The 20,847-nt window shown below is 71.2% G+C and carries 24 protein-coding genes and 2 pseudogenes; 21 read left to right on the forward strand and 5 right to left on the reverse strand.

All coding sequences use genetic code 11. From position 1 onward, the window contains the following. Positions 1-17: 17 nt before the first annotated feature. The 8 genes and pseudogenes from KKZ08_RS22885 to truA all read left to right on the forward strand — a co-directional run. A pseudogene (locus KKZ08_RS22885) lies at positions 18-176 on the forward strand (type I methionyl aminopeptidase); the annotation flags it as partial. A gap of 163 nt (positions 177-339) precedes the next feature. Beyond that, positions 340-561 (forward strand): translation initiation factor IF-1, encoded by a 222-nt coding sequence (infA, locus tag KKZ08_RS22890; protein WP_003948620.1) that lies wholly within the window; start codon positions 340-342, stop codon positions 559-561. A 58-nt stretch (positions 562-619) separates the two neighbouring features. Beyond that, a complete protein-coding gene (gene rpmJ, locus KKZ08_RS22895; protein WP_003948619.1) occupies positions 620-733 on the forward strand; it encodes a 50S ribosomal protein L36 in 114 nt (37 codons plus the stop codon). Between the two features lie 206 nt (positions 734-939). Next, positions 940-1,320, forward strand: coding sequence for a 30S ribosomal protein S13 (rpsM, locus tag KKZ08_RS22900; protein ID WP_030782528.1), 381 nt, complete (start codon positions 940-942; stop codon positions 1,318-1,320). A 65-nt stretch (positions 1,321-1,385) separates the two neighbouring features. Then, positions 1,386-1,790, forward strand: coding sequence for a 30S ribosomal protein S11 (gene rpsK, locus KKZ08_RS22905; protein ID WP_003948617.1), 405 nt, complete (start codon positions 1,386-1,388; stop codon positions 1,788-1,790). Between the two features lie 116 nt (positions 1,791-1,906). After that, on the forward strand, positions 1,907-2,929 hold the full coding sequence (locus KKZ08_RS22910) for a DNA-directed RNA polymerase subunit alpha (protein WP_016645160.1): 1,023 nt from the start codon (positions 1,907-1,909) through the stop codon (positions 2,927-2,929). Positions 2,930-3,066: 137 nt separating this feature from the next. Continuing rightward, positions 3,067-3,567: a 50S ribosomal protein L17 gene (rplQ, locus tag KKZ08_RS22915; protein ID WP_223776227.1), complete on the forward strand. Its 501-nt coding sequence runs from the start codon at positions 3,067-3,069 to the stop codon at positions 3,565-3,567. Positions 3,568-3,709: 142 nt separating this feature from the next. Further along, positions 3,710-4,570, forward strand: coding sequence for a tRNA pseudouridine(38-40) synthase TruA (truA, locus tag KKZ08_RS22920; protein ID WP_223776228.1), 861 nt, complete (start codon positions 3,710-3,712; stop codon positions 4,568-4,570). A 22-nt stretch (positions 4,571-4,592) separates the two neighbouring features. Here truA and KKZ08_RS22925 read toward each other — a convergent pair whose 3' ends face one another. Then, positions 4,593-5,459, reverse strand: a complete 867-nt coding sequence (locus KKZ08_RS22925; protein ID WP_223776229.1) for a hypothetical protein — start codon at positions 5,457-5,459, stop codon at positions 4,593-4,595. A gap of 74 nt (positions 5,460-5,533) precedes the next feature. Here KKZ08_RS22925 and KKZ08_RS22930 point away from each other — a divergent pair, with 74 nt between their 5' ends. The 4 genes from KKZ08_RS22930 (at position 5,534) to glmM (ending at position 9,462) form a co-directional block, all read left to right on the forward strand. Next, entirely contained in the window at positions 5,534-6,739 is a 1,206-nt protein-coding gene (locus tag KKZ08_RS22930) for a glycosyltransferase family 87 protein (RefSeq protein ID WP_223776230.1), read from the forward strand. Positions 6,740-6,983: 244 nt separating this feature from the next. Then, the gene (rplM, locus tag KKZ08_RS22935) at positions 6,984-7,427 is read left to right on the forward strand and encodes a 50S ribosomal protein L13 (RefSeq protein WP_076684960.1); all 444 of its coding nucleotides are present in this window, start codon (positions 6,984-6,986) and stop codon (positions 7,425-7,427) included. Positions 7,428-7,469: 42 nt separating this feature from the next. Next, entirely contained in the window at positions 7,470-7,991 is a 522-nt protein-coding gene (rpsI, locus tag KKZ08_RS22940; RefSeq protein WP_223776231.1) for a 30S ribosomal protein S9, read from the forward strand. Between the two features lie 103 nt (positions 7,992-8,094). Then, positions 8,095-9,462 carry a phosphoglucosamine mutase gene (gene glmM, locus KKZ08_RS22945; protein ID WP_223776232.1) on the forward strand — a complete coding sequence of 456 codons (1,368 nt, stop codon included), beginning with the start codon at positions 8,095-8,097 and terminating at the stop codon, positions 9,460-9,462. On the opposite strand, the gene KKZ08_RS22950 is transcribed toward glmM, so the two are convergent. Next, positions 9,459-10,406 (reverse strand): DUF389 domain-containing protein, encoded by a 948-nt coding sequence (locus KKZ08_RS22950; RefSeq protein ID WP_223776233.1) that lies wholly within the window; start codon positions 10,404-10,406, stop codon positions 9,459-9,461. The two genes, glmM and KKZ08_RS22950, sit on opposite strands and share 4 nt — an antisense overlap. Positions 10,407-10,440: 34 nt before the next feature. Further along, complete coding sequence (gene coaA, locus KKZ08_RS22955) at positions 10,441-11,436, reverse strand: type I pantothenate kinase (protein ID WP_223779149.1); 996 nt, start codon at positions 11,434-11,436, stop codon at positions 10,441-10,443. 107 nt (positions 11,437-11,543) lie between these two features. Between coaA and KKZ08_RS22960 the strand changes: the two genes are divergently transcribed. From KKZ08_RS22960 to tsaE, 5 genes are all read left to right on the forward strand, one after another. Beyond that, positions 11,544-11,912 carry a holo-ACP synthase gene (locus KKZ08_RS22960; RefSeq protein ID WP_223776234.1) on the forward strand — a complete coding sequence of 123 codons (369 nt, stop codon included), beginning with the start codon at positions 11,544-11,546 and terminating at the stop codon, positions 11,910-11,912. Between the two features lie 271 nt (positions 11,913-12,183). Next, positions 12,184-13,623 (forward strand): NAD(P)H-hydrate dehydratase, encoded by a 1,440-nt coding sequence (locus KKZ08_RS22965; protein WP_223776235.1) that lies wholly within the window; start codon positions 12,184-12,186, stop codon positions 13,621-13,623. A 122-nt stretch (positions 13,624-13,745) separates the two neighbouring features. After that, the gene (gene alr, locus KKZ08_RS22970) at positions 13,746-14,906 is read left to right on the forward strand and encodes an alanine racemase (RefSeq protein ID WP_223776236.1); all 1,161 of its coding nucleotides are present in this window, start codon (positions 13,746-13,748) and stop codon (positions 14,904-14,906) included. Between the two features lie 33 nt (positions 14,907-14,939). Next, a complete protein-coding gene (locus tag KKZ08_RS22975; protein ID WP_223776237.1) occupies positions 14,940-16,127 on the forward strand; it encodes an alpha/beta hydrolase in 1,188 nt (395 codons plus the stop codon). Positions 16,128-16,137: 10 nt separating this feature from the next. Next, the gene (gene tsaE / locus KKZ08_RS22980) at positions 16,138-16,650 is read left to right on the forward strand and encodes a tRNA (adenosine(37)-N6)-threonylcarbamoyltransferase complex ATPase subunit type 1 TsaE (RefSeq protein ID WP_223776238.1); all 513 of its coding nucleotides are present in this window, start codon (positions 16,138-16,140) and stop codon (positions 16,648-16,650) included. 323 nt (positions 16,651-16,973) lie between these two features. Here the strand turns inward: tsaE and KKZ08_RS22990 are convergent, their stop codons facing one another. Beyond that, positions 16,974-17,525: a hypothetical protein gene (locus KKZ08_RS22990; protein ID WP_223776240.1), complete on the reverse strand. Its 552-nt coding sequence runs from the start codon at positions 17,523-17,525 to the stop codon at positions 16,974-16,976. Between the two features lie 111 nt (positions 17,526-17,636). On the opposite strand from KKZ08_RS22990, the gene tsaB reads away from it, so the two are divergent. From tsaB to KKZ08_RS23010, 4 genes are read left to right on the forward strand one after another with little or no spacing between them, the layout of a single operon-like run. Further along, positions 17,637-18,293, forward strand: coding sequence for a tRNA (adenosine(37)-N6)-threonylcarbamoyltransferase complex dimerization subunit type 1 TsaB (tsaB, locus tag KKZ08_RS22995; RefSeq protein WP_223776241.1), 657 nt, complete (start codon positions 17,637-17,639; stop codon positions 18,291-18,293). Positions 18,294-18,325: 32 nt separating this feature from the next. Beyond that, on the forward strand, positions 18,326-18,808 hold the full coding sequence (gene rimI, locus KKZ08_RS23000) for a ribosomal protein S18-alanine N-acetyltransferase (protein ID WP_223779150.1): 483 nt from the start codon (positions 18,326-18,328) through the stop codon (positions 18,806-18,808). Continuing rightward, positions 18,801-19,919 carry a tRNA (adenosine(37)-N6)-threonylcarbamoyltransferase complex transferase subunit TsaD gene (tsaD, locus tag KKZ08_RS23005; RefSeq protein WP_223776242.1) on the forward strand — a complete coding sequence of 373 codons (1,119 nt, stop codon included), beginning with the start codon at positions 18,801-18,803 and terminating at the stop codon, positions 19,917-19,919. The genes rimI and tsaD overlap by 8 nt, the downstream gene beginning before the upstream one ends. Next, complete coding sequence (locus KKZ08_RS23010; RefSeq protein ID WP_223776243.1) at positions 19,916-20,173, forward strand: hypothetical protein; 258 nt, start codon at positions 19,916-19,918, stop codon at positions 20,171-20,173. Before tsaD ends, KKZ08_RS23010 begins: the two co-directional genes overlap by 4 nt. Before the next feature lie 3 nt (positions 20,174-20,176). Here the strand turns inward: KKZ08_RS23010 and KKZ08_RS23015 are convergent. After that, positions 20,177-20,762: pseudogene (locus KKZ08_RS23015) on the reverse strand (class I SAM-dependent methyltransferase). Positions 20,763-20,847: the final 85 nt, after the last annotated feature.

A 20,847-nucleotide genomic window follows, 5' to 3' on the forward strand; every position in this document is an offset into this window, starting at 1 on the left:
GGCGTCTGGGATAGGTCGACTGGACGGTCATCACCACGGACGGCACGTGGTCCTCGCACTGGGAGCACTCGGTGGCGCTGACGGAGGAGGGCCCGCTGGTCCTGACGGCTCCGGACTGCGGCAGGGCCAGGCTGGCGGAGTACGGGGTCGCTGTCGCGCCGGATCCGCTGGGCTGAGGGGGTTCTCCCCTCTTGCTTAAGGATCTTCGTCGTGGGGCAGACTTTCTCGATTCGTCTTTCGGAGTGCACTGACGTAGACTGACGCGTCGGCTCTCGTGCATCCGTGTGCCTGCATACGGAGCATGAAGTCGATCAAGGTAGTCGATTCGAAGGGCGAAGCGTGGCCAAGAAGCAAGGTGCCATCGAGATCGAAGGCACTGTCGTCGAGTCTCTTCCGAACGCCATGTTCAAGGTGGAGCTCCAGAACGGCCACCAGGTCCTGGCACACATCAGTGGCAAGATGCGCATGCACTACATCCGCATCCTCCCTGACGACCGGGTCGTGGTGGAGCTGTCTCCGTACGACCTGACGCGTGGCCGGATCGTCTACCGGTACAAGTAGATCTTGCCCGCACTCCGCCGCGGCGGGGTGGTGGCACTGACCCGGAGAACCTCACCCAATGAAGGTCAAGCCGAGCGTCAAGAAGATCTGCGACAAGTGCAGGGTGATCCGCCGTCACGGCCGGGTCATGATCATCTGCGACAACCCGCGCCACAAGCAGCGCCAGGGCTGACGTACGACTGCAGTTCGCAGAGTTTCGCGCGACGCAAGTAAGCACATATGCAGGACCCGTCCCTCTTCAATTCCCTTGGTAATGGAGGGCGACACCCCCGGTCGGAGGCCGGGGACCCAGTACGTACCAACTCTTCTCGAGCAGAAGGGGACGGCGGCTGGGAGTGGTTCTGCTGAAGACCTCCGAAGAATCAACAGGAGCCATGAATGGCACGCGTTGAAGGCGTTGACCTCCCGCGCGAAAAGCGCATCGAGGTTGCCCTCACCTACGTGTTCGGCATCGGCCGCACGCTGGCCCAGCAGACGCTGGACGCCACCGAGGTGGACCGCAACACCCGCGTCCGCGACCTGACCGAGGAAGACCTCGTCAAGATCCGCGAGTACGTGGACGCCAACATCAAGACCGAGGGTGACCTCCGCCGCGAGATCCAGGCCGACATCCGCCGCAAGGTCGAGATCGGTTGCTACCAGGGTCTGCGTCACCGTCGTGGCCTGCCCGTCCGCGGTCAGCGCACCAGCACGAACGCCCGCACCCGCAAGGGCCCGCGTCGCGCCATCGCCGGTAAGAAGAAGCCGGGCAAGAAGTAGTCCTCGCTCAGCGGTCTATCGACAGCTGTCGCTGCAGGACCGACCACCTCCCGTAGGAGTTATAGATGCCCCCCAAGGGTCGTCAGGGCGCTGCCAAGAAGGTGCGCCGCAAGGAAAAGAAGAACGTCGCTCACGGGCACGCTCACATCAAGAGCACGTTCAACAACACGATCGTGTCCATCACGGACCCGACCGGCAACGTGATCTCGTGGGCCTCCGCCGGCCACGTCGGCTTCAAGGGCTCGCGCAAGTCCACGCCGTTCGCCGCGCAGATGGCCGCCGAGTCGGCTGCCCGTCGCGCGCAGGAGCACGGCATGCGCAAGGTCGACGTCTTCGTCAAGGGCCCGGGTTCCGGTCGCGAGACCGCCATCCGTTCGCTCCAGGCGACCGGCCTTGAGGTCGGCTCGATCCAGGACGTGACGCCCACGCCGCACAACGGCTGCCGTCCGCCCAAGCGCCGTCGCGTCTGACGCACGGTATTTCTTGAGGTTCCGGGCGGTACGGCTCTTCGGAGGCGTGCCGCCCGTACCCTTGTAGTGAATTCAGGGCATCAAATAGTGGGTGCCCCTGACTGAAGGATCGCAACATGCTGATTGCTCAGCGTCCCTCGTTGACCGAAGAGGTCGTCGACGAATTCCGCTCCCGGTTCGTGATCGAGCCGCTGGAGCCGGGCTTCGGCTACACCCTCGGCAACTCCCTGCGTCGTACGCTCCTCTCGTCGATCCCCGGCGCTGCTGTCACCAGCATCCGCATCGACGGTGTCCTGCACGAGTTCACCACCGTGCCGGGCGTCAAGGAAGACGTCACCGACCTGATCCTCAACATCAAGCAGCTGGTCGTGTCCAGCGAGCACGACGAGCCCGTCGTCATGTACCTGCGCAAGCAGGGTCCGGGCCTGGTCACCGCCGCTGACATCGCCCCGCCGGCCGGTGTCGAGGTCCACAACCCCGACCTCGTCCTCGCCACGCTCAACGGCAAGGGCAAGCTGGAGATGGAGCTGACCGTCGAGCGCGGTCGCGGCTACGTCTCCGCCGTGCAGAACAAGCAGGTCGGCCAGGAGATCGGTCGTATCCCGGTCGACTCCATCTACTCCCCGGTGCTCAAGGTCACGTACAAGGTCGAGGCGACCCGTGTCGAGCAGCGCACCGACTTCGACAAGCTGATCGTCGACGTCGAGACCAAGCAGGCCATGCGTCCGCGTGACGCCATGGCGTCGGCCGGCAAGACCCTGGTCGAGCTGTTCGGTCTGGCGCGCGAGCTCAACATCGACGCCGAGGGCATCGACATGGGCCCGTCCCCGACGGACGCCGCCCTGGCCGCCGATCTGGCGCTGCCGATCGAGGAGCTTGAGCTCACCGTTCGGTCGTACAACTGCCTCAAGCGCGAGGGCATTCACTCGGTGGGCGAGCTCGTGGCCCGCTCCGAGGCGGACCTGCTCGACATTCGCAACTTCGGTGCGAAGTCGATCGACGAGGTCAAGATGAAGCTGAACGGCATGGGTCTCGCGCTGAAGGACTCGCCTCCCGGCTTCGACCCGACCGCCGCCGCGGACGCGTTTGGCGCGGACGACGACGCGGATGCCGGGTTCGTCGAGACCGAGCAGTACTAAGGGCTCGGGACCGACGGTTTGAATTTGGCTGCGGGATCGTTGTGGTTGATCGCGCAGTTCCCCGCGCCCCTGACGGGGCTCGGGTCCACTGACTCCGGTACCTGATACGGCCGGGGCAGATCACTAGGAGAAACACCATGCCGAAGCCTGCCAAGGGTGCCCGTCTGGGCGGCAGCGCCGCGCACGAGAAGCTTCTGCTGGCGAACCTCGCCAAGCAGCTCTTCGAGTACGGCCGCATCACCACCACCGAGGCGAAGGCCCGCCGCCTGCGTCCGTACGCGGAGCGTCTGGTCACCAAGGCGAAGAAGGGCGACCTTCACAACCGCCGCCAGGTGCTGTCCGTCATCACCGACAAGAGCATCGTGCACACGCTCTTCACGGAGATCGGCCCGCGCTACGAGAACCGCCCGGGTGGCTACACCCGTATCACCAAGATCGGTAACCGTCGTGGCGACAACGCGCCCATGGCGATCATCGAGCTGGTGGAGGCCCTGACCGTGGCCCAGGAGGCCACCGGTGAGGCCGAGGCCGCGACCAAGCGCGCCGCCAAGGACGCCGAGGCCACCGACGCCAAGGTCGACACGGCCAAGGCCGATGAGGCTGCCGAGGCTCCGGCCGAGGAGTCGAAGGACGCGTAAGCGTCCTGCCGGGGACTGCGCGTCGTCGGCCGCGGCCTCGTCGTGGCTTGTCGCGCAGTTCCCCGCGCCCCTTCAGGGCGCGTCGCGGGCCCGCCCCTTGCCGGGGTGGGCCCGTTTTTTTGTTGCCTGAGAGGATCCACGAGTGAGTGATGAGGCAGAGCCCGGGTTCGTGCGGGTACGGATGGACCTGTCGTACGACGGGAAGGGCTTCTCCGGCTGGGCCAAGCAGCGTGACGGGCAGCGGACCGTCCAGGGGGAGATCGAGGCCGCGCTGCGGACCGTGACGCGCTCCCAGGAGACGTACGAGCTGACCGTCGCCGGGCGGACCGACAGCGGAGTGCACGCACGCGGGCAGGTCGCGCACGTCGATCTGCCCGAGGCCGTGTGGGAGGAGCACCGCGAGAAGCTGCTGCGGCGGCTCGCGGGGCGGCTGCCGCACGACGTGCGGGTGTGGAAGGTCGCCGAGGCGCCCGCGGGGTTCAACGCGCGCTTCTCGGCCGTGTGGCGGCGGTACGCCTACCGCGTGACCGACCACCCCGGCGGTGTCGACCCGCTGTTGCGCGGTCATGTGCTGTGGCACGACTGGGAGTTGGACCTCGACGCCATGAACGCCGCCGCCGAGCACCTGATCGGCGAGCACGACTTCGCGGCCTACTGCAAGCGGCGTGAGGGGGCCACCACCATCCGTACGCTCCAGGAGCTGCGGTGGGAGCGGCGGCCCGACGGGATCCTTGAGGCGACCGTCCGGGCCGACGCCTTCTGCCACAACATGGTGCGCTCGCTCGTCGGTGCCATGCTCTTCGTGGGGGACGGGCACCGGCCCGTGGAGTGGCCGGGGAAGGTGCTTCAGGCGCGCGTGCGGGACTCGGCGGTGCACGTCGTGCGGCCCCACGGGCTCACGCTGGAGGAAGTCGGCTACCCCGCCGACGAGTTGCTCGCCGCGCGCAGCAAGGAAGCGCGCAACAAGCGGACGCTGCCCGGCGCCGACGCAGGCTGCTGCTGAGCCGGGGCCGGGCAGCCGGTCGCTACTGCGGGGCGGCGGCCGCGGCCGATGCCTGGGCCTCGCCCCGCTGGTTGATCCGCTGGAAGGCGAAGCGGGCCAGGGTGTCGCCGGCGGCGTAGGCCTTGCTGTCGCCCGTCGTCACGTTCTTGCCGTTGGTGTAGCCCGTGGTGGTGAAGTACGCGTAGCGGCCGTACGCGTTGTACGTGCCGCGGCACACCCCGGTCTGGCAGAAGCCCGGCACGCCCTTGCCCGACAACGCGTTGACCAGGCCCTTCTTCACCTCGTCCTTGACCTTCGCGGCCTCGGCCGAGGTGTCGAAGACGGCGACGCCGATGGTGACCGCGACGCCGCCCTTGAGGTAGCTGACGCGGATCATGCGCGAGCAGTCGTGCTTGGTGAGGATCGTGCCGAGGGCGGGCTGGGTGACGGACGCGCAGCTCTGGGTATCGGCCGTCGCGCCCTTCTTGTAGACCGTCTCGCCCGAGGTGAACGTCTTGCCGGGGAAGAGGCCCTCGGGGGTGAGCGGCGCCTTGTCCTTCTTGGCGCTGGAGATGAAGTCCTTGGGGTTCGGCGGGGGCGGCGGCGTCGTCTCTTTGAAGGTCGGGCCGGGGTCGTCGCTCGCTCCGGGGATGTCCGCTGTCGCCGGCAGCTCACTGGCCGGCTTGTTCGAGGCGGTGGCGTCGTCGCTGTTCGCGGAGACGACGGTGATCGCCACGGCCGCCGCGATGCCGATCGTGGCGAGCGCGCCGCCGCCGATCATCAGCCATTTGCGGCGCCGTGTGCGTGCCTCGGAGGCTTCGGCGAGCGCCGCCCAGTCGGGCGTGGGTCCGCCGCCGGGTCCGCCCGTTCCGCCCGGACCCCACTGAGGTCCCCCTTGCCCAAAGCTCATGGGGCGCATCTTAGACGGGGAGTTGGGGATGTTGAGGCGGGGTCGCGTGGGGTTCCCGGCCTAGCCTGAGCCGTATGAATACGGGCAAATCGGCGGTAAGTGGATGGTTGTTGCGGCCTTCCGGGTGGCATGTCCGGGCCGTGCTCGCTCTGGTGCTGCTCGCCGGGGCCGTCCGGGTGGGGCTGCGGTCGCCCGACGGCGGCATGGACAACGCCATCGTGGTGCGGGCCGCCGAGGCGTGGATCCACGGGCGCTCGCCCTACGCCGACCGGCACTTCCTCTATCTGCCCGCGGCCGTCCTCGCGGCGGTGCCGCAGGCCCTGCTGCCCCCCGGGGTGGTGCGCTTCCTGGTGCCCGCGGGCGTCAGCGCGGGCCTCGTCACCGGCTGGCTGTGCGCGCTGCGGCTGTACGACGTGCCGTGGCGCAGCCGGTTCGCCGCGTACGGCCTGCTGGGGCTCGCGCTCGGCTTCACGCCCTTCGGGCACCTCATCGCGCTCGGCAACTGGACGGTGGCCTCCGCGGCGGCGCTGCCGTTCGCCCTGCTGCTCGTGTGCCGCGGGCGGTGGACCGCGGCCGGGCTCGTCATCGGCGCCGCCGTCGCCGTGAAGCCGCTGCTCGCGCCGGTCGTGCTCCTCTTCGTCTTCGCGGGGCGGTGGCGGGCGCTCGGGGCGGCGGTCGCGGTCCCGGTGGTGGCGTCGCTGGGGGCCGCGCTGGCGATGCCGGACCCCGCCGGGTTCTTCACGCGGACGCTGCCCTTCCTGCTGCGCGGCGACGACGCCTTCGTACGGCTCTACGAGGCGTCGCCCGCGGCGGTCCTCGCGCGGGTCGGGGTACCGCAGTCGGGGGCGGCGCTGCTCGCGGGGTGTGCCGCCGGTGCCGGGGTGTGGTGCGCCTGGCGGCGGTGGGGGAGAGGGGACGAGGGGCCGGCCCGGGTGGTGGAGTGCGCCACGATGCTGATGCTTTCGGCCTTCCTCGTCTCCCGGCCCTCCTACGACCACTACCTCCTCGTCGTGCTGCCGCTGCTGCTCGCGGGGGTGCTGAGTGCGGGGGCGCCGGGGCGCAGTCCGTGGTTCTGGGTGGCGCTGGTCCCGCAGGTACCCGGCTTCACCTGGCCCTGGCTGGAGCCGATGACGCGGCGGGCCTTCAAGGACGCGGCGACGCTGTGTCTGCTCGCGGTCACGGTCGGGTGGGCGTGTGCGGCGGGGGCGCTGTGCGGTCGGTACGGGGTGGAGCGGGCGGGCGGTTACCCTGATGAGTACAGACCTGTCCGTGATGTGTGAGTCGCCGGTGCCGGTCTTCAGGGCCGCGTTTTGACCGGTACGGGGCGGCGCAGGTACTCTCGGGGATTGATACGTATTGGTGTCCTCGATCTCACGCGAAAGGGCCCTTACGTAGGTTCCCTGGAGCAGTTACCAGTGGCTCGCATACGGGCAGCGTCCCCGGCATTGTGGGCCCCAGCTGCATGATCGCTTCCTGGGTGCCGTGTGTCTGGACCCCATCCACTGAAGAAGCGAAGGCTACTAAGTGCGTACGTACAGCCCCAAGCCCGGCGATGTGACCCGCCAGTGGCACGTCATCGACGCCCGGGACATCGTCCTGGGTCGTCTGGCGACCACCGCTGCCACCCTCCTGCGCGGCAAGCACAAGCCGATCTACGCCCCCCACGTTGACACCGGTGACTTCGTCATCATCATCAACGCGGAGAAGGTGCACCTCTCCGGCAACAAGAAGACCCAGAAGATGGCGTACCGCCACTCCGGTTACCCGGGTGGTCTGCGTTCCGTCCGCTACGACGAGCTGCTCGCCAAGAGCCCCGAGAAGGCCGTTGAGAAGGCCGTCAAGGGCATGCTCCCCAAGAACACCCTGGGCCGTCAGATGCTCTCGAAGCTGAAGGTCTACGCGGGCGACCAGCACCCGCACGGCGCTCAGCAGCCGGTCCCGTTCGAGATCACCCAGGTCGCGCAGTAGTTCCGGCCACCCCCAAAGACGAAAAGAAATCTGAGGAGAATCGTGGCCGAGACCACCGTTGAGCAGCCGGTCGAAGAGACCGAGATCGCTGACGTCGAGCAGTACACCACCGAGTCCGAGGCTCCCCTTGAGGGCGAGTACACCTCGGAGTCGAACGCCGCGCGCTTCGGCGACCCGCAGCCGGCCGCCGGCCTGGGCCGTCGCAAGAACGCCATCGCCCGCGTCCGGATCGTCCCGGGCACCGGCAAGTGGAAGGTCAACGGGCGCACGCTCGAGGACTACTTCCCGAACAAGGTCCACCAGCAGGAAGTCAACGAGCCCTTCAAGGTGCTCGAGCTCGACAACCGCTACGACGTCATCGCCCGCATCTCGGGTGGCGGCGTCTCCGGTCAGGCCGGTGCGCTCCGTCTCGGTGTCGCCCGTGCGCTGAACGAGGCCGACGTCGACAACAACCGCGGCGCCCTGAAGAAGGCCGGTTACCTCAAGCGTGACGACCGTGCGGTCGAGCGCAAGAAGGCCGGTCTCAAGAAGGCCCGCAAGGCCCCGCAGTACAGCAAGCGCTAATCGCTGCCTGCTTGGCCTGCTTGTACTTTTCGTTCGCCCCGGCGGCACATCCTGTGCTTGCCGGGGCGTTCGTCTATCAAGAACAAACGTTCGGAGGACAGCAGTGGGACGACTCTTCGGCACGGACGGCGTGCGCGGTGTCGCCAACGCGGATCTGACGGCCGAGCTCGCGCTCGGACTCTCCGTGGCGGCGGCGCACGTACTGGCCGAGGTGGGCACCTTCGAAGGCCATCGCCCGGTGGCGGTGGTCGGGCGGGACCCGCGCGCGTCCGGGGAGTTCCTGGAGGCCGCCGTGGTCGCCGGCCTCGCGAGCGCGGGCGTGGACGTCCTGCGCGTCGGTGTGCTGCCCACCCCCGCGGTGGCGCATCTCACCGGTGCGCTGGGCGCCGACCTCGGCGTGATGCTCTCCGCCAGTCACAACGCCATGCCCGACAACGGCATCAAGTTCTTCGCCCGCGGCGGCCACAAGCTCGCCGACGAGCTGGAGGACCGCATCGAGGCCGAGTACGACGAGCAGTTCGTGCACCGCACCGCAGCTCCCTGGCAGCGGCCCACCGGCGCCGGCGTCGGCCGCGTCAAGTCGTACGACCAGGGGCTCGACCAGTACATCGCGCACCTGCTCGGCGTCCTGCCCAACCGCCTCGACGGACTGAAGATCGTCCTCGACGAGGCGCACGGCGCCGCCGCCCGCGTCTCGCCCGAGGCGTTCACGCGCGCCGGTGCCGAGATCATCACCATCGGCGCGCAGCCCGACGGTCTGAACATCAACGACGGCTGCGGCTCCACCCACCTGGACCTGCTCAAGGCCGCCGTCGTCGAGCACAAGGCCGACCTCGGCATCGCGCACGACGGCGACGCCGACCGCTGCCTGGCCGTGGACCACACCGGCGCCGAGGTCGACGGCGACCAGATCCTCGCCGTGCTCGCCCTCGCCATGCGCGAGCACGGCACGCTGCGTCACGACACCGTTGTCGCCACCGTCATGTCGAACCTCGGCTTCAAGCTCGCCATGGAGGGGCAGGGCCTCTCGCTGGTGCAGACCGCCGTCGGCGACCGGTACGTCCTGGAGTCGATGAAGGAGCACGGCTTCGCCCTCGGCGGCGAGCAGTCCGGGCACGTCATCATCCTCGACCACGCCACCACCGGCGACGGCACGCTGACCGGGCTGCTGCTCGCGGCGCGGGTCGCCGAGACCGGCCGTACGCTGGCCGACCTCGCCGGTGTCATGGAGCGCCTGCCGCAGGTCCTCATCAACGTGCCGGACGTCGACAAGTCGCGTGTGAAGACCTCCGCCGAGCTCGCCACCGCCGTCGCCGACGCCGAGCGCGAGCTGGGCTCCACCGGCCGGGTCCTGCTGCGGCCCTCCGGTACGGAGCCGCTGGTGCGGGTCATGGTCGAGGCCGCCGACATCGAGCAGGCGCGGTCCGTGGCCGAGAGGCTCGCGGACTCGGTGAAGTCCGCGCTCGGCTAGGCGCGCCGGGGTTTGGCGGTACGGTCGCGCTGCGTGGCCCAGAGCGCCTTCTGGGCCAGCAGCGTGAGCGTACCGGCGAGGACGATGCCGAGGAGGTTCAGCAGGAGCTGCTCGGTGGAGCCCCACGCCTGCTTGTACTCGCTGTAGCTGAAGGCGACCGCGGCGTTCGCCGCCGCGGGGACCGTCGTCACGGAGATCGCCACGCCCACCAGGGCGCCCGACTTCGCCGACGTGAGGGAGAGCGTGCCCGCCGCGCCCGCGAGGACCGCGACGACGAACGAGAACCAGTCCGGGCGGTAGATGAAGTTCGTGTTCGGCCGCTCCGCCCTCAGGGCCTCGTCGCTGAACAGGTCCGTGGCGTCCATGAAGTAGCTGAAGCCGACCGTCACCGCCATCGCCACCAGGAAGCCCACCAGCAGCGCGATCAGCGAGCGCAGCGCCAGCCTCGGCGCGCGCCGCACCAGGGCCGTGCAGAAACCGGCGAGGGGGCCGAACTCCGGCCCGACGGCCATCGCGCCCACGATCAGGATCGCGTTGTCGAGCACGACGCCGCAGGCCGCGATCATCGTGGCGAGCGTGATGAACGCGACGTACGTGATCGAGAGCGTCGACTCCTCGTGCGTCGCGTCGGACAGCTGCTCCCACAGGACCGCGTCCGCCGCCTCGCCCGGAGCCTCGTGCTCCGCCTTGTCGGCGCGGTCGGAGAGGGAGAGATCGATGTTCTCCACCGCGATCGACCCGCACTTGTCGAGGTCCAGCGCGCGCAGGCCGCCGATCAGCTCGTCGCCCGCCTCGCGTGCGACGTCACACATGATCACGTCGCCCGTGGGGTTGCGGGCGGCGCCCGGGACCACGGCGAGGTGCGTGGTGCCCGTCGTCCCCTCGATCAGGCGCAGTACGTCGTCGGTCTTGTCGGCGGGGGAGATCAGGCGTAGGTGCAGCATGTGCGCAGGGTAGTCGGGCGGGGCGTGTGTCCCTTCAGAGTTTGCGCAGGCTCAGGCGCTGCACCTTGTGGTCGGGGCCCTTGCGGACCACCAGGGCGGCGCGGCCCCGGGTGGGCGCCACGTTCTCCAGGAGGTTCGGCTTGTTGATCGTGCGCCAGGTCGTGCGGGCGTAGTCCAGGGCCTCCTCCTCCGACACCTGCGTGTACTTGCGGAAGTACGAGGACGGGTTCTGGAAGGCCGTGTCGCGCAGCTTCTTGAAGCGGTTCAGGTACCAGCGCTCGATGTCCTCGGTGCGGGCGTCGACGTACACGCTGAAGTCGAAGTAGTCCGCGAGGCCCACGCGGGTGCGGCCGTCCTTGCCGGGGAGGGCGGGCTGAAGGACGTTCAGGCCCTCCACGATGAGGATGTCGGGGCGGCGGACGGTGAGGCGTCTGCCCGGGATGATGTCGTAGATCAGGTGGGAGTAGACCGGGGCCGTGACCTCCTGCTTGCCCGCCTTGATGTCCGCCACGAAGCGGGTGAGGGCGCGGCGGTCGTACGACTCGGGGAAGCCCTTGCGGGACATCAGGCCGCGTGCTTCGAGTTCCTTCGTGGGGAGGAGGAAGCCGTCGGTCGTCACCAGCTCCACGCGAGGGTGCTCCGGCCAGCGGGAGAGCAGGGCCTGGAGGAGGCGGGCGACGGTTGACTTGCCGACGGCCACGGAGCCGGCGACCCCTATGACGAAGGGGGTGCCGGACTGGGATCGCTTTTCGCCGAGGAAGGTGTTGAGGGCGCCGCGGAGGCCGTCCGTCGCTCCTACGTAGAGGTTCAGGAGGCGGGAGAGCGGGAGGTAGATGTCGCGGACCTCGTCCAGGTCGATGACGTCACCGAGGCCGCGCAGCTTCTCCACCTCCTCCGCCGTCAGGGGCAGGGGCGTCTTCTCCCGCAGAGCGCTCCACTCGGCGCGGGTCAGGTCGAGGTAGGGAGTCGCCTCCGGTTTGTGCCGGTGGGCGCTCCGCTGCGCCTTGTCTGGCGCGGAGACCGAAGAGATCACAGTCCATTGTTACGGCTGTTTGAACGGCCGTGGGGCGGGGCGTGTGGTGGGGTGTGTCACGCTGACCCGGTGTTTTTCGGGCGATTTCTGGGGTGAGTGGGCCTGTGATTATCGGGGTCGGCATCGACGTGGCCGAGATCGAGCGGTTCGGGGCGGCGTTGGCCCGGACGCCGGGGATGGCCCAACGGCTGTTCCTGGAGAGCGAGTTGTTGCTGCCGAGTGGGGAGCGGCGGGGGGTGGCCTCGCTGGCGGCGCGGTTCGCGGCGAAGGAGGCCTTGGCGAAGGCGTTGGGGGCGCCGGGGGGGCTTCGGTGGACCGATGCCGAGGTGTATGTCGAGGGGAGTGGGCAGCCGCGGGTGCGGGTGCGGGGGACTGTGGCGGCGCGGGCTGCGGAGTTGGGGGTGCGGGCCTGGCATGTGTCGCTCAGCCACGATGCGGGGGTTGCTTCTGCGGTGGTGATCGCTGAGGGGTAGGTGGGGCGGCCGTGGGTGCGGGTGCGGGTTGTGCCGTGGGGTGCCTCGGGTGCGTCTTTGGGGGCGGGGCCCCGGGGGTATGTCCGTGCTCGCCATCTTGGCGTGGGGCCTGTGCTGCTTCGGCGCCCTTATGACCACCACTGTGCTCCGCGCGCACATACCCCCGTGTCCCCTCGGGTGCGCTCGCGGGTGCGGGCCGTCGTCGCTTTTCCCGTCACGCCTGCCACACCGCGCCGGGTATTTCCGTGGGCGTGGGGGGACACTGAGGGGCATGCGTGATGCGTACGGAGTGTCGAGTGTCAGGGCGGCGGAGCGGGAGCTCATGGCTCGGGGGGCCGAAGGGGCCCTGATGCAGAGGGCGGCCGCGGGGCTTGCCGCCGAGTGTGCGCAGTTGCTCGGCAAGGTGTACGGCTCCCGGGTCACGCTGCTGGTGGGCAGCGGGGACAACGGTGGGGACGCCCTGTACGCCGGGGCTCGGCTGGCCCGGCGGGGGGCGGGTGTGAGCGCGGTGCTGCTGGCTCCGGAGCGGGCCCATGCCGGAGGGCTCGCCGCGTTGCGGGGCGCCGGGGGCGTGGTCGTGGACGGTGGTGCCGACCGGGCGGAGGACGTGGTCGCGCGGGCCCGGCTTGTCGTGGACGGCATCGTGGGGATCGGAGGGCGCGGCGGGCTCCGGGAGCGGGCGGCCGAGCTTGTCGCCGCCGCCGCGCGGGACGCGTTGGTCGTCGCCGTGGATCTGCCGAGCGGCGTCGACGCGGACACCGGCGAGGTGCACGGCGAGGCGGTGCGGGCCGATGTGACGGTGACGTTCGGGGCGTACAAGCCGGGGCTGTTGATCGATCCCGGGCGGGAGTATGCCGGAGCGGTGCGGCTTGTCGGCATCGGGCTGGAGTTGGCTTCCGGGGAGCGGGTGTTGGAGGCGTTGCAGTACGCGGATGTCGCGGGGCTGCTGCCTTTGCCGAGAGGGGAGAGCGACAAGTACCGGCGCGGGGTCGTCGGCATCGTCGCCGGTTCCGCGCGGTATCCCGGCGCCGCCGTGCTCTGCGTGGCCGGGGCGCTGCGCGGGGGCGCGGGCGCGGTGCGGTACGTGGGGCCCGCCGCGGACGCCGTCATCGCGCGGTTCCCCGAGGCGCTGGTCTCCGCCGGGCCGCCGTCGAAGGCGGGGCGGGTGCAGGCCTGGGTCGTGGGGCCCGGCCTCGGTGACGACGAGGAGCGGCTGCGGGACGCGGTCGGCGCCGAGGTGCCGGTGCTGATCGACGCCGACGGGCTGCGGCTGGTGGCGGAGCGGGCGGTGCGGGAGCGCCACGCGCCCACGCTGCTCACACCGCACGCCGGGGAGGCCGCCGCCCTGCTCGGTGTGCGGCGTGAGGAGGTGGAGGCGGGCCGGCTCTCCGCGGTGCGGGAGCTGGCGGGGCGGTTCGGCGCGACTGTTCTGCTGAAGGGGTCCACCACCTTGGTCGGCTCGGCCGAGGGCGCCGTGCGCGTCAACGCCACCGGCACGCCCTGGCTCGCCACTGCGGGCAGCGGCGACGTGCTGTCCGGTCTCGCGGGCTCCCTGCTCGCCGCGGGCCTCGGGGCGCGCGACGCGGGGTCCGTCGGCGCCTACCTGCACGGCCTCGCCGCCCGGCACGCCGCGGACGGGGCGCCCGTGGCCGCGCAGGACGTGGCCGACGCGATCCCCGCGGCCTGGCGGGACGTGCGGCGCCCCGGCTGACCGGTTGCGATGGGTGGCGTAGGCGGGCTGGTGGACATGGTTCGGGTGGTCGGCTCCGCCCGCCCGCCGAGGCCCAGCCGTGCGGGCGGGGCTGTCGGTGCGCTCTGAGACACTGGTCCGCGATGAACGAGACAGCCCCTTTCCGTGTCCGCGCCGAGATCGACCTCGCCGCCCTCCGCGCCAACGTGCGCTCGCTGCGCGCCCGTGCGCCGGAAGCCGCCTTCATGGCCGTGGTGAAGGCCGACGGGTACGGCCACGGAGCGGTGCCCTGCGCCAGGGCCGCTGTCCAGGCGGGCGCCACGTGGATCGGGACCGCGACGCCGGAGGAGGCCCTGGCCCTGCGCGCCGCGGGCCTGCCGGGGCGGATCATGTGCTGGCTGTGGACGCCCGGCGGCCCCTGGCGCGAGGGCGTCGAGGCCGACCTGGACATGGCGGTGAGCGCGCTGTGGGCGCTGCGCGAGGTGACGGCGGCGGCCCGCGAGGCGGGGCGCCCCGCGCGTATCCAGCTCAAGGCCGACACCGGCCTCGGGCGCAACGGCTGCATGCCGGCCGACTGGCCCGAGCTGATCGCCGAGTCCCTGCGCGCCGAGGCCGAGGGACTGGTCAGGGTCACCGGCCTCTGGTCGCACTTCGCGTGCGCCGACGAGCCGGGGCACCCCTCGATCGCCGCCCAGCTCACCGTCTTCCGGGAGATGGTCGCGTACGCCGAGGACCAGGGGATACGCCCCGAGGTGCGGCACATCGCCAACTCGCCGGCGACGCTCACGCTCCCGGAGGCCCACTTCGATCTCGTACGGGCGGGCATCGCGACGTACGGCGTCTCGCCGAGCCCCGAGGTGGGCACCCCCGAGGACTTCGGGCTGCGGCCCGTCATGACGCTCACCGCCTCGCTCGCCCACGTGAAGCGCGCCCCGGCCGGTCACGGCGTCAGCTACGGACATCACTACGTCACTCCGGGGGAGACGACCCTCGGCCTCATCCCCGCCGGGTACGGCGACGGCATCCCGCGCCACGCCTCCGGCACGGCCCCGGTGCTCGTCGGCGGCAAGTGGCGGACGGCCGCGGGCCGCGTGGCGATGGACCAGTTCGTGGTCGACCTCGGCGGGGACGAGCCCGAAGTGGGCGCCGAGGCCGTGCTGTTCGGGCCCGGTGGCCGGGGGGAGCCGACCGCGGAGGACTGGGCCCAGGCGGCGGGCACCATCGCGTACGAGATCGTCACCCGCATCGGATCGCGCGTCCCGCGGCTGTACGTGAATGAGCGGCCCGGCACCGGAGAGATGTGAACGAGCAGTCCGACCACTGACTAGGAGCGGCACGTGAGCGAGAGCAGCACGGGGGCTGCCGCGGCGGAAGCGGTGACGGAAGTCGTGACGGAGGCCGCCGCCGTGGCGGGGAGCTGGCGCCGGGCCGGGGTGGCCGGCGCGGCGCTGGGTGTCATCGCCGCGGGCGCCGCCGCCGGCGTCGCCATAGAGCGGCTCACCGTCGGCCGGGGCATGCGCAAGAAGGCCCGCCTCGCCCTGGACGCCGCGGGGCCGTACGGCTCGCTGCGCGGCATGCCCGGCACGGCGTACGCGGACGACGGCACCGAGCTGGCCTACGAGGTCGAAGAGGTCGAGGACGCGCCGCGCGACGCGGTCACCGTCGTCTTCAGCCACGGCTACTGCCTGAACCAGGACTCCTGGCACTTCCAGCGCGCCGCCCTGCGCGGGGTGGTCCGGGCGGTCTACTGGGACCAGCGCAGCCACGCCCGTTCGGCCCGGGGCGTCGACCAGGTGGAGCGCGATGTGCCGGTCTCCATCGACCAGTTGGGGCGCGACCTGAAGGCCGTCATCGACGCGGCCGCCCCCGAGGGGCCGCTCGTCCTCGTCGGGCACTCCATGGGCGGCATGACGACCATGGCCCTGGCCGACCAGTTCCCGGAGCTGATTCGCGAGCGCGTCGTGGGCGTCGCCCTTGTCGGCACGTCCTCGGGGCAGCTCGGTCAGGTGAACTTCGGGCTGCCGGTGGCCGGGATGAACGCGGTCCGGCGGGTGCTGCCCGGTGTGCTGCGGGCGCTGGGCTCGCAGGCCGAGCTGGTGGAGCGCGGGCGGCGGGCCACCGCCGACCTCTTCGCCGGCGTCATCAAGCGCTACTCGTTCTCGCGCAAGGACGTCGACCCGGCGATCGCGCGCTTCGCGGAGCGGATGATCGAGTCGACGCCGATCGACGTCGTCGCGGAGTTCTACCCGGCCTTCGCCGAGCACGACAAGGCGGCGGCCCTGGCGCATTTCGCGGGGCTGCCGGTGCTGGTGCTCGCGGGCGAGAAGGACCTCGTCACGCCGAGCGAGCACAGCGAGGCGATCGCCGCGCTGCTGCCGGACGCCGAGCTGGTCCTGGTCCCGGACGCCGGGCACCTGGTCATGCTGGAGCACCCGGAGGTGGTCACGGACCGGCTCGCCGAGCTGCTGTCCAGGGCGGGCGCCGGTGGCCGGGCGGCAGCCGATGCGGGGTCCTCCAGCGGCTAACGTGGTCGGTATGGAAGCACCGCACCACCAGGCCCCCGCCAACGTACTCAAGATCACCGTCAACTCCCCCGAACAGATGGGCGAGTTGGGCCGCCGCCTGGCCAAACTGCTGCACCCCGGCGACCTCGTCATGCTCAACGGTGAGCTCGGTGCCGGCAAGACCACGCTGACCCGCGGCCTCGGTGAGGGCCTCGGGGTGCGCGGCGCCGTCACCTCGCCGACCTTCGTCATCGCCCGCGTCCACCCGCCGCTCGGCGCGGGCCCCGCGCTGGTGCACGTCGACGCGTACCGCCTGGGCGGTGGCCTCGACGAGATGGAGGACCTGGACCTCGACGTCTCGCTCCCCGAATCGGTGATCGTCGTGGAGTGGGGCGAGGGCAAGGTCGAGGAGCTGACGGATGACCGGCTGCACGTCGTCATCCACCGGGCCGTCGGCGACACGACGGACGAGGTGCGCGAGGTGACCCTGACCGGGCTCGGCGAGCGGTGGGCCGGCGCGGATCTGGCGTCGCTCGCGGCCTAGGCGCGGCACGGACTCGTACGTTCACCCGAAGGTTCCGACAAGTCGTCGGCAAGATGTTGCGTCGCGTGCGTCGCGCGTGGTCACATGGATACCGGTACTGGTTAGGTCTACCTAACCACGTTTGCCCCCGGGAGCCCAGGAGGCATCCATGTCGGCTTCAGAACGTGACGCACAGCCGCAGCCGCACGGGCTGCCGGGACCTCTGGCCGTCTCGGACCCGGCGCACCTGTCGATGAGTGATCTGCTGGCTTCGTGCGCCGCCGCCACGGCCATCTCCACGCCGCCCAGGTATCCGGCGCCCGCCGGACGCAGGCCCGAGGTGGCTACGGAACGACGACGACCTTCTTGCTGATCGTCGCGAACTCCCACATCGCGTTGCCGTGCGCGCGCGACTCGCGGATGCCGCCGGTCTTCTTCGACGGGTCCGGCTTCGGCGTGGAGTTGTCGACCGCGGCGCTGAAGCCGACCGTGATGCCGTCGACGCTCGTGAACCGCACGACGTGCTCGATCGGCACGCCGTCCGTGCCGGTGACGGAGCCGGAGCGGGAGGTGACGGCGTACGTGCCCGGCGCCGGGTCGACCGTGCCCGGCGTCACCTTGAACGTGATCCGAGGCTTTCCCGAGGCCTCGACCAGCCAGACGCGGTCCTCGGCCAGGGAGTACACGACCCGCTCGCCCGCGCCGGACCGCGCCGGCACCGCCGTCGGGTCCGCCTTCTCCTCGGGGCTGCGCGGGGCGGACGCGCCGGGGGACTTCTCGGGACGCTTGCCGAGGTCCTCCGGCACGCTGGCCGAGGCCTGATAGGCGAGGAAGCCGATCGCGGCGACCGCGGCGGCGGTGAGCCCGGCCACGAATCCCGAGCTGCTCCTTGACACCTTGCGCCACCCACCTTTTCGTACTGCGACGACTATGAAGTGACGGTAGCAGGAAGGGCCCCTCATCCCGGGGCGGCCGTGCGGCGGGCGCCGGAGCCGTAGGCTGTTCGCGTGCTCTTGCTCGCTCTTGATACCGCAACGCCCGCCGTCACCGTCGCCCTGCACGACGGCTCCTCCGTCGTGGCCGAATCGAGCCAGGTGGACGCCCGCCGACACGGGGAACTGCTGCTTCCGGCCGTCGACCGCGTCCTCGCCGACGCCGGCCTGAGACTCGACGCCGTCACCGGCATCGTCGCCGGGGTCGGTCCCGGCCCCTACACCGGGCTGCGGGTCGGCCTGATGACCGCCGAGACGTTCGGCCTCGCGCTCGGCGTCCCCGTGCACGGCGTGTGCACGCTGGACGGCCTCGCGTACGCCTGTGGCATCGAGACCGGCCCGTTCGTGGTCGCCACCGACGCCCGGCGCAAGGAGGTCTACTGGGCGCGCTACGCCGACGCGCGCACGCGCGTGACCGACGCCGCCGTCGACCGGCCCGCGGACATCGCCGCCGAGGTCCAGGGCCTGCCCGCCGTCGGCGCGGGCGCGCTGCTCTACCCCGACACCTTCCCCGACGCCCGCGCCCCCGAGCACGTCTCGGCGGCGGCCCTCGCCTCCCTCGCCGCCGAGCGGCTCGCCGCGGGCGAGGAACTCCTGGAGCCGAGGCCGCTGTACCTGCGCCGCCCCGACGCGCAGGTGCCGAAGAACTACAAGGTGGTCACTCCCCAGTGACCCAGGTGAACGCGGCCGCCGTGCTGCGCGAGATGCGCTGGTGGGACATCGACGCGGTGTTCGCCCTGGAGAAGGAGCTCTTCCCGGACGACGCCTGGTCACGCGGCATGTTCTGGTCCGAGCTCGCCCACGCGCGCGGGCCGCTGGCCACCCGCCGCTACGTGGTGGCCATGGACGGCGACCGTCTCGTCGGGTACGCGGGCCTCGCCGCCTCGGGCGACCTGGCGGACGTCCAGACCATCGCCGTCGCCCGCGACCACTGGGGCACCGGGCTCGGCGCCCGGCTGCTCACCGACCTGCTCCAGGCCGCCACCGCCTTCGAGTGCGCCGAGGTCATGCTGGAGGTGCGCGTCGACAACACGCGCGCACAGAAGCTGTACGAGCGCTTCGGCTTCGAACCCATCGGCTTCCGGCGCGGCTACTACCAACCGGGCAACGTGGACGCCCTGGTCATGCGTCGCACCGATCCCTCCACCCCCGTATCAGGCGTACAAGGAACCGAGATTCATGGCTGACTCGCGCGACGAACCCCTCGTCCTCGGCATCGAGACCTCCTGCGACGAAACCGGCGTCGGCATCGTCCACGGCACCACCCTGCTCGCCGACGCCGTCGCCTCCAGCGTCGACGAGCACGCCCGCTTCGGCGGTGTCGTCCCCGAGGTCGCCTCCCGGGCCCACCTGGAGGCGATGGTGCCGACCATCGACCGCGCCCTGAAGGAAGCCGGGGTGAGCGCGAAGGACCTCGACGGCATCGCGGTGACCGCCGGGCCCGGCCTCGCGGGCGCGCTGCTCGTCGGCGTCTCGGCGGCCAAGGCCTACGCCTACGCGCTCGACAAGCCGCTGTACGGCGTCAACCACCTCGCCTCGCACATCTGTGTGGACCAGCTGGAGCACGGGCCGCTGCCCGAGCCGACCATGGCGCTCCTGGTCTCCGGTGGCCACTCGTCGCTGCTGCTCTCCGCCGACATCACCTCGGACGTGCGGCCGCTCGGCTCGACCATCGACGACGCGGCGGGCGAGGCCTTCGACAAGATCGCGCGGGTGCTGAACCTCGGTTTCCCGGGCGGCCCCGTCATCGACCGGTACGCGCGCGAGGGCGACCCGAACGCCATCGCCTTCCCGCGCGGGCTCACCGGGCCGCGCGACCCCGCGTACGACTTCTCCTTCTCCGGCCTGAAGACGTCCGTCGCCCGCTGGATCGAGGCGAAGCGGGCCGCGGGGGAGGACGTGCCGGTGCGGGACGTGTCGGCTTCCTTCCAGGAGGCGGTCGTCGACGTGCTGACCCGCAAGGCCGTCCGCGCCTGCAAGGACGAGGGCGTCGACCACCTCATGATCGGCGGCGGTGTGGCCGCCAACTCGCGGCTGCGCGCCCTCGCCCAGGAGCGGTGCGAGAAGGCGGGCATCCGGCTGCGCGTGCCGCGGCCGAAGCTGTGCACGGACAACGGCGCGATGGTCGCCGCCCTCGGCGCGGAGATGGTGGCGCGCAACCGGTCGGCCTCGTCCCTCGACCTGTCGGCGGACTCGTCGCTGCCGGTGACGGAGCCGCACGTGCCGGGCCACGGCCATGGCCACGCGCACGACCACGATCACGTGCACGAGGTCAGCAAGGAGAACCTGTACTCGTGACCGTCGCGCTGATGTGGGAGGCCCGTGCCGCCGACGGGCGGGGCGAGGAACTGCTGGCATGGGCGCGGGAACAGCGGTTCGACGCCGCGCCGCTGCGACGGGAGTACTTCCGCGCCCCGCAGGACCGGGTCCTCGTCATCACCTGGTGGGACGCCGCGTACGACGCCGACCTTCCGGAGCTGCCGGAACCGGCGCCGGAGTTGGTGACGCGCGCGGTGCACCGCTGGCGGTTCGAGTCGGTGGACGCGGGCTGAGGATCAGCTCCTGCGGTACGTCAGCAGGTACCGCCAGAACAGCAGTTGCCGCACGCTGCTGCCGGGCAGGAGGCGCGCTGCCTCGGCTCGGACTTGCGGGAGCGTCATGTCGGGCTGCCGTACGGGGGCCTTGAGCGGGGGCGCGTACGTGCCGCGCAGGCGCTCACCCGCGTACACCGCCGCCCGCGCCACGGCGTTGGCGGGCGACGCCGCGAGGTCCCACCACGTCATCCCGCGGTAGCAGCCGAGGACGAGCAGGGTGCCGCCGGGGGCGAGGGCCGCGCGCAGCCGTGTGACCGTGGCGAACGGCATGTGGTGCAGGCTCGCCAGACAGGTGATCACGTCGTAGCGGCCCTCGGGAAGATCCTGTGCGGTCACGTCCGCCTGCCTAGCGGGGGCCTCCGCCGGCCGCCTCGGCCGCGGCGATGACCTCCTGCGACGGATCAAGCGCGTCGACCTCGTAACCACGCGCCGCGAGCCGCCGAGCGAAGCGGCCGGTGCCGCAGCCGACGTCGAGGGCGGTGCGGCCGTGCGGCGGCAGGTGCCTCAGGAGCAGCGGGTGGTAGTGGTCGTTGTGGTCGAAGGGCATGGCGGCGAGCCTGGCAGAGCAAGGCTCAGTTCCGGGGGCGCCCCGTAAAGGGCGCGGGGAACCGCGCGGTCAACCCGGGACGGCC

Origin of the sequence: Streptomyces sp. 135 (assembly GCF_020026305.1) — a bacterium.
Lineage (GTDB): Bacteria > Actinomycetota > Actinomycetes > Streptomycetales > Streptomycetaceae > Streptomyces.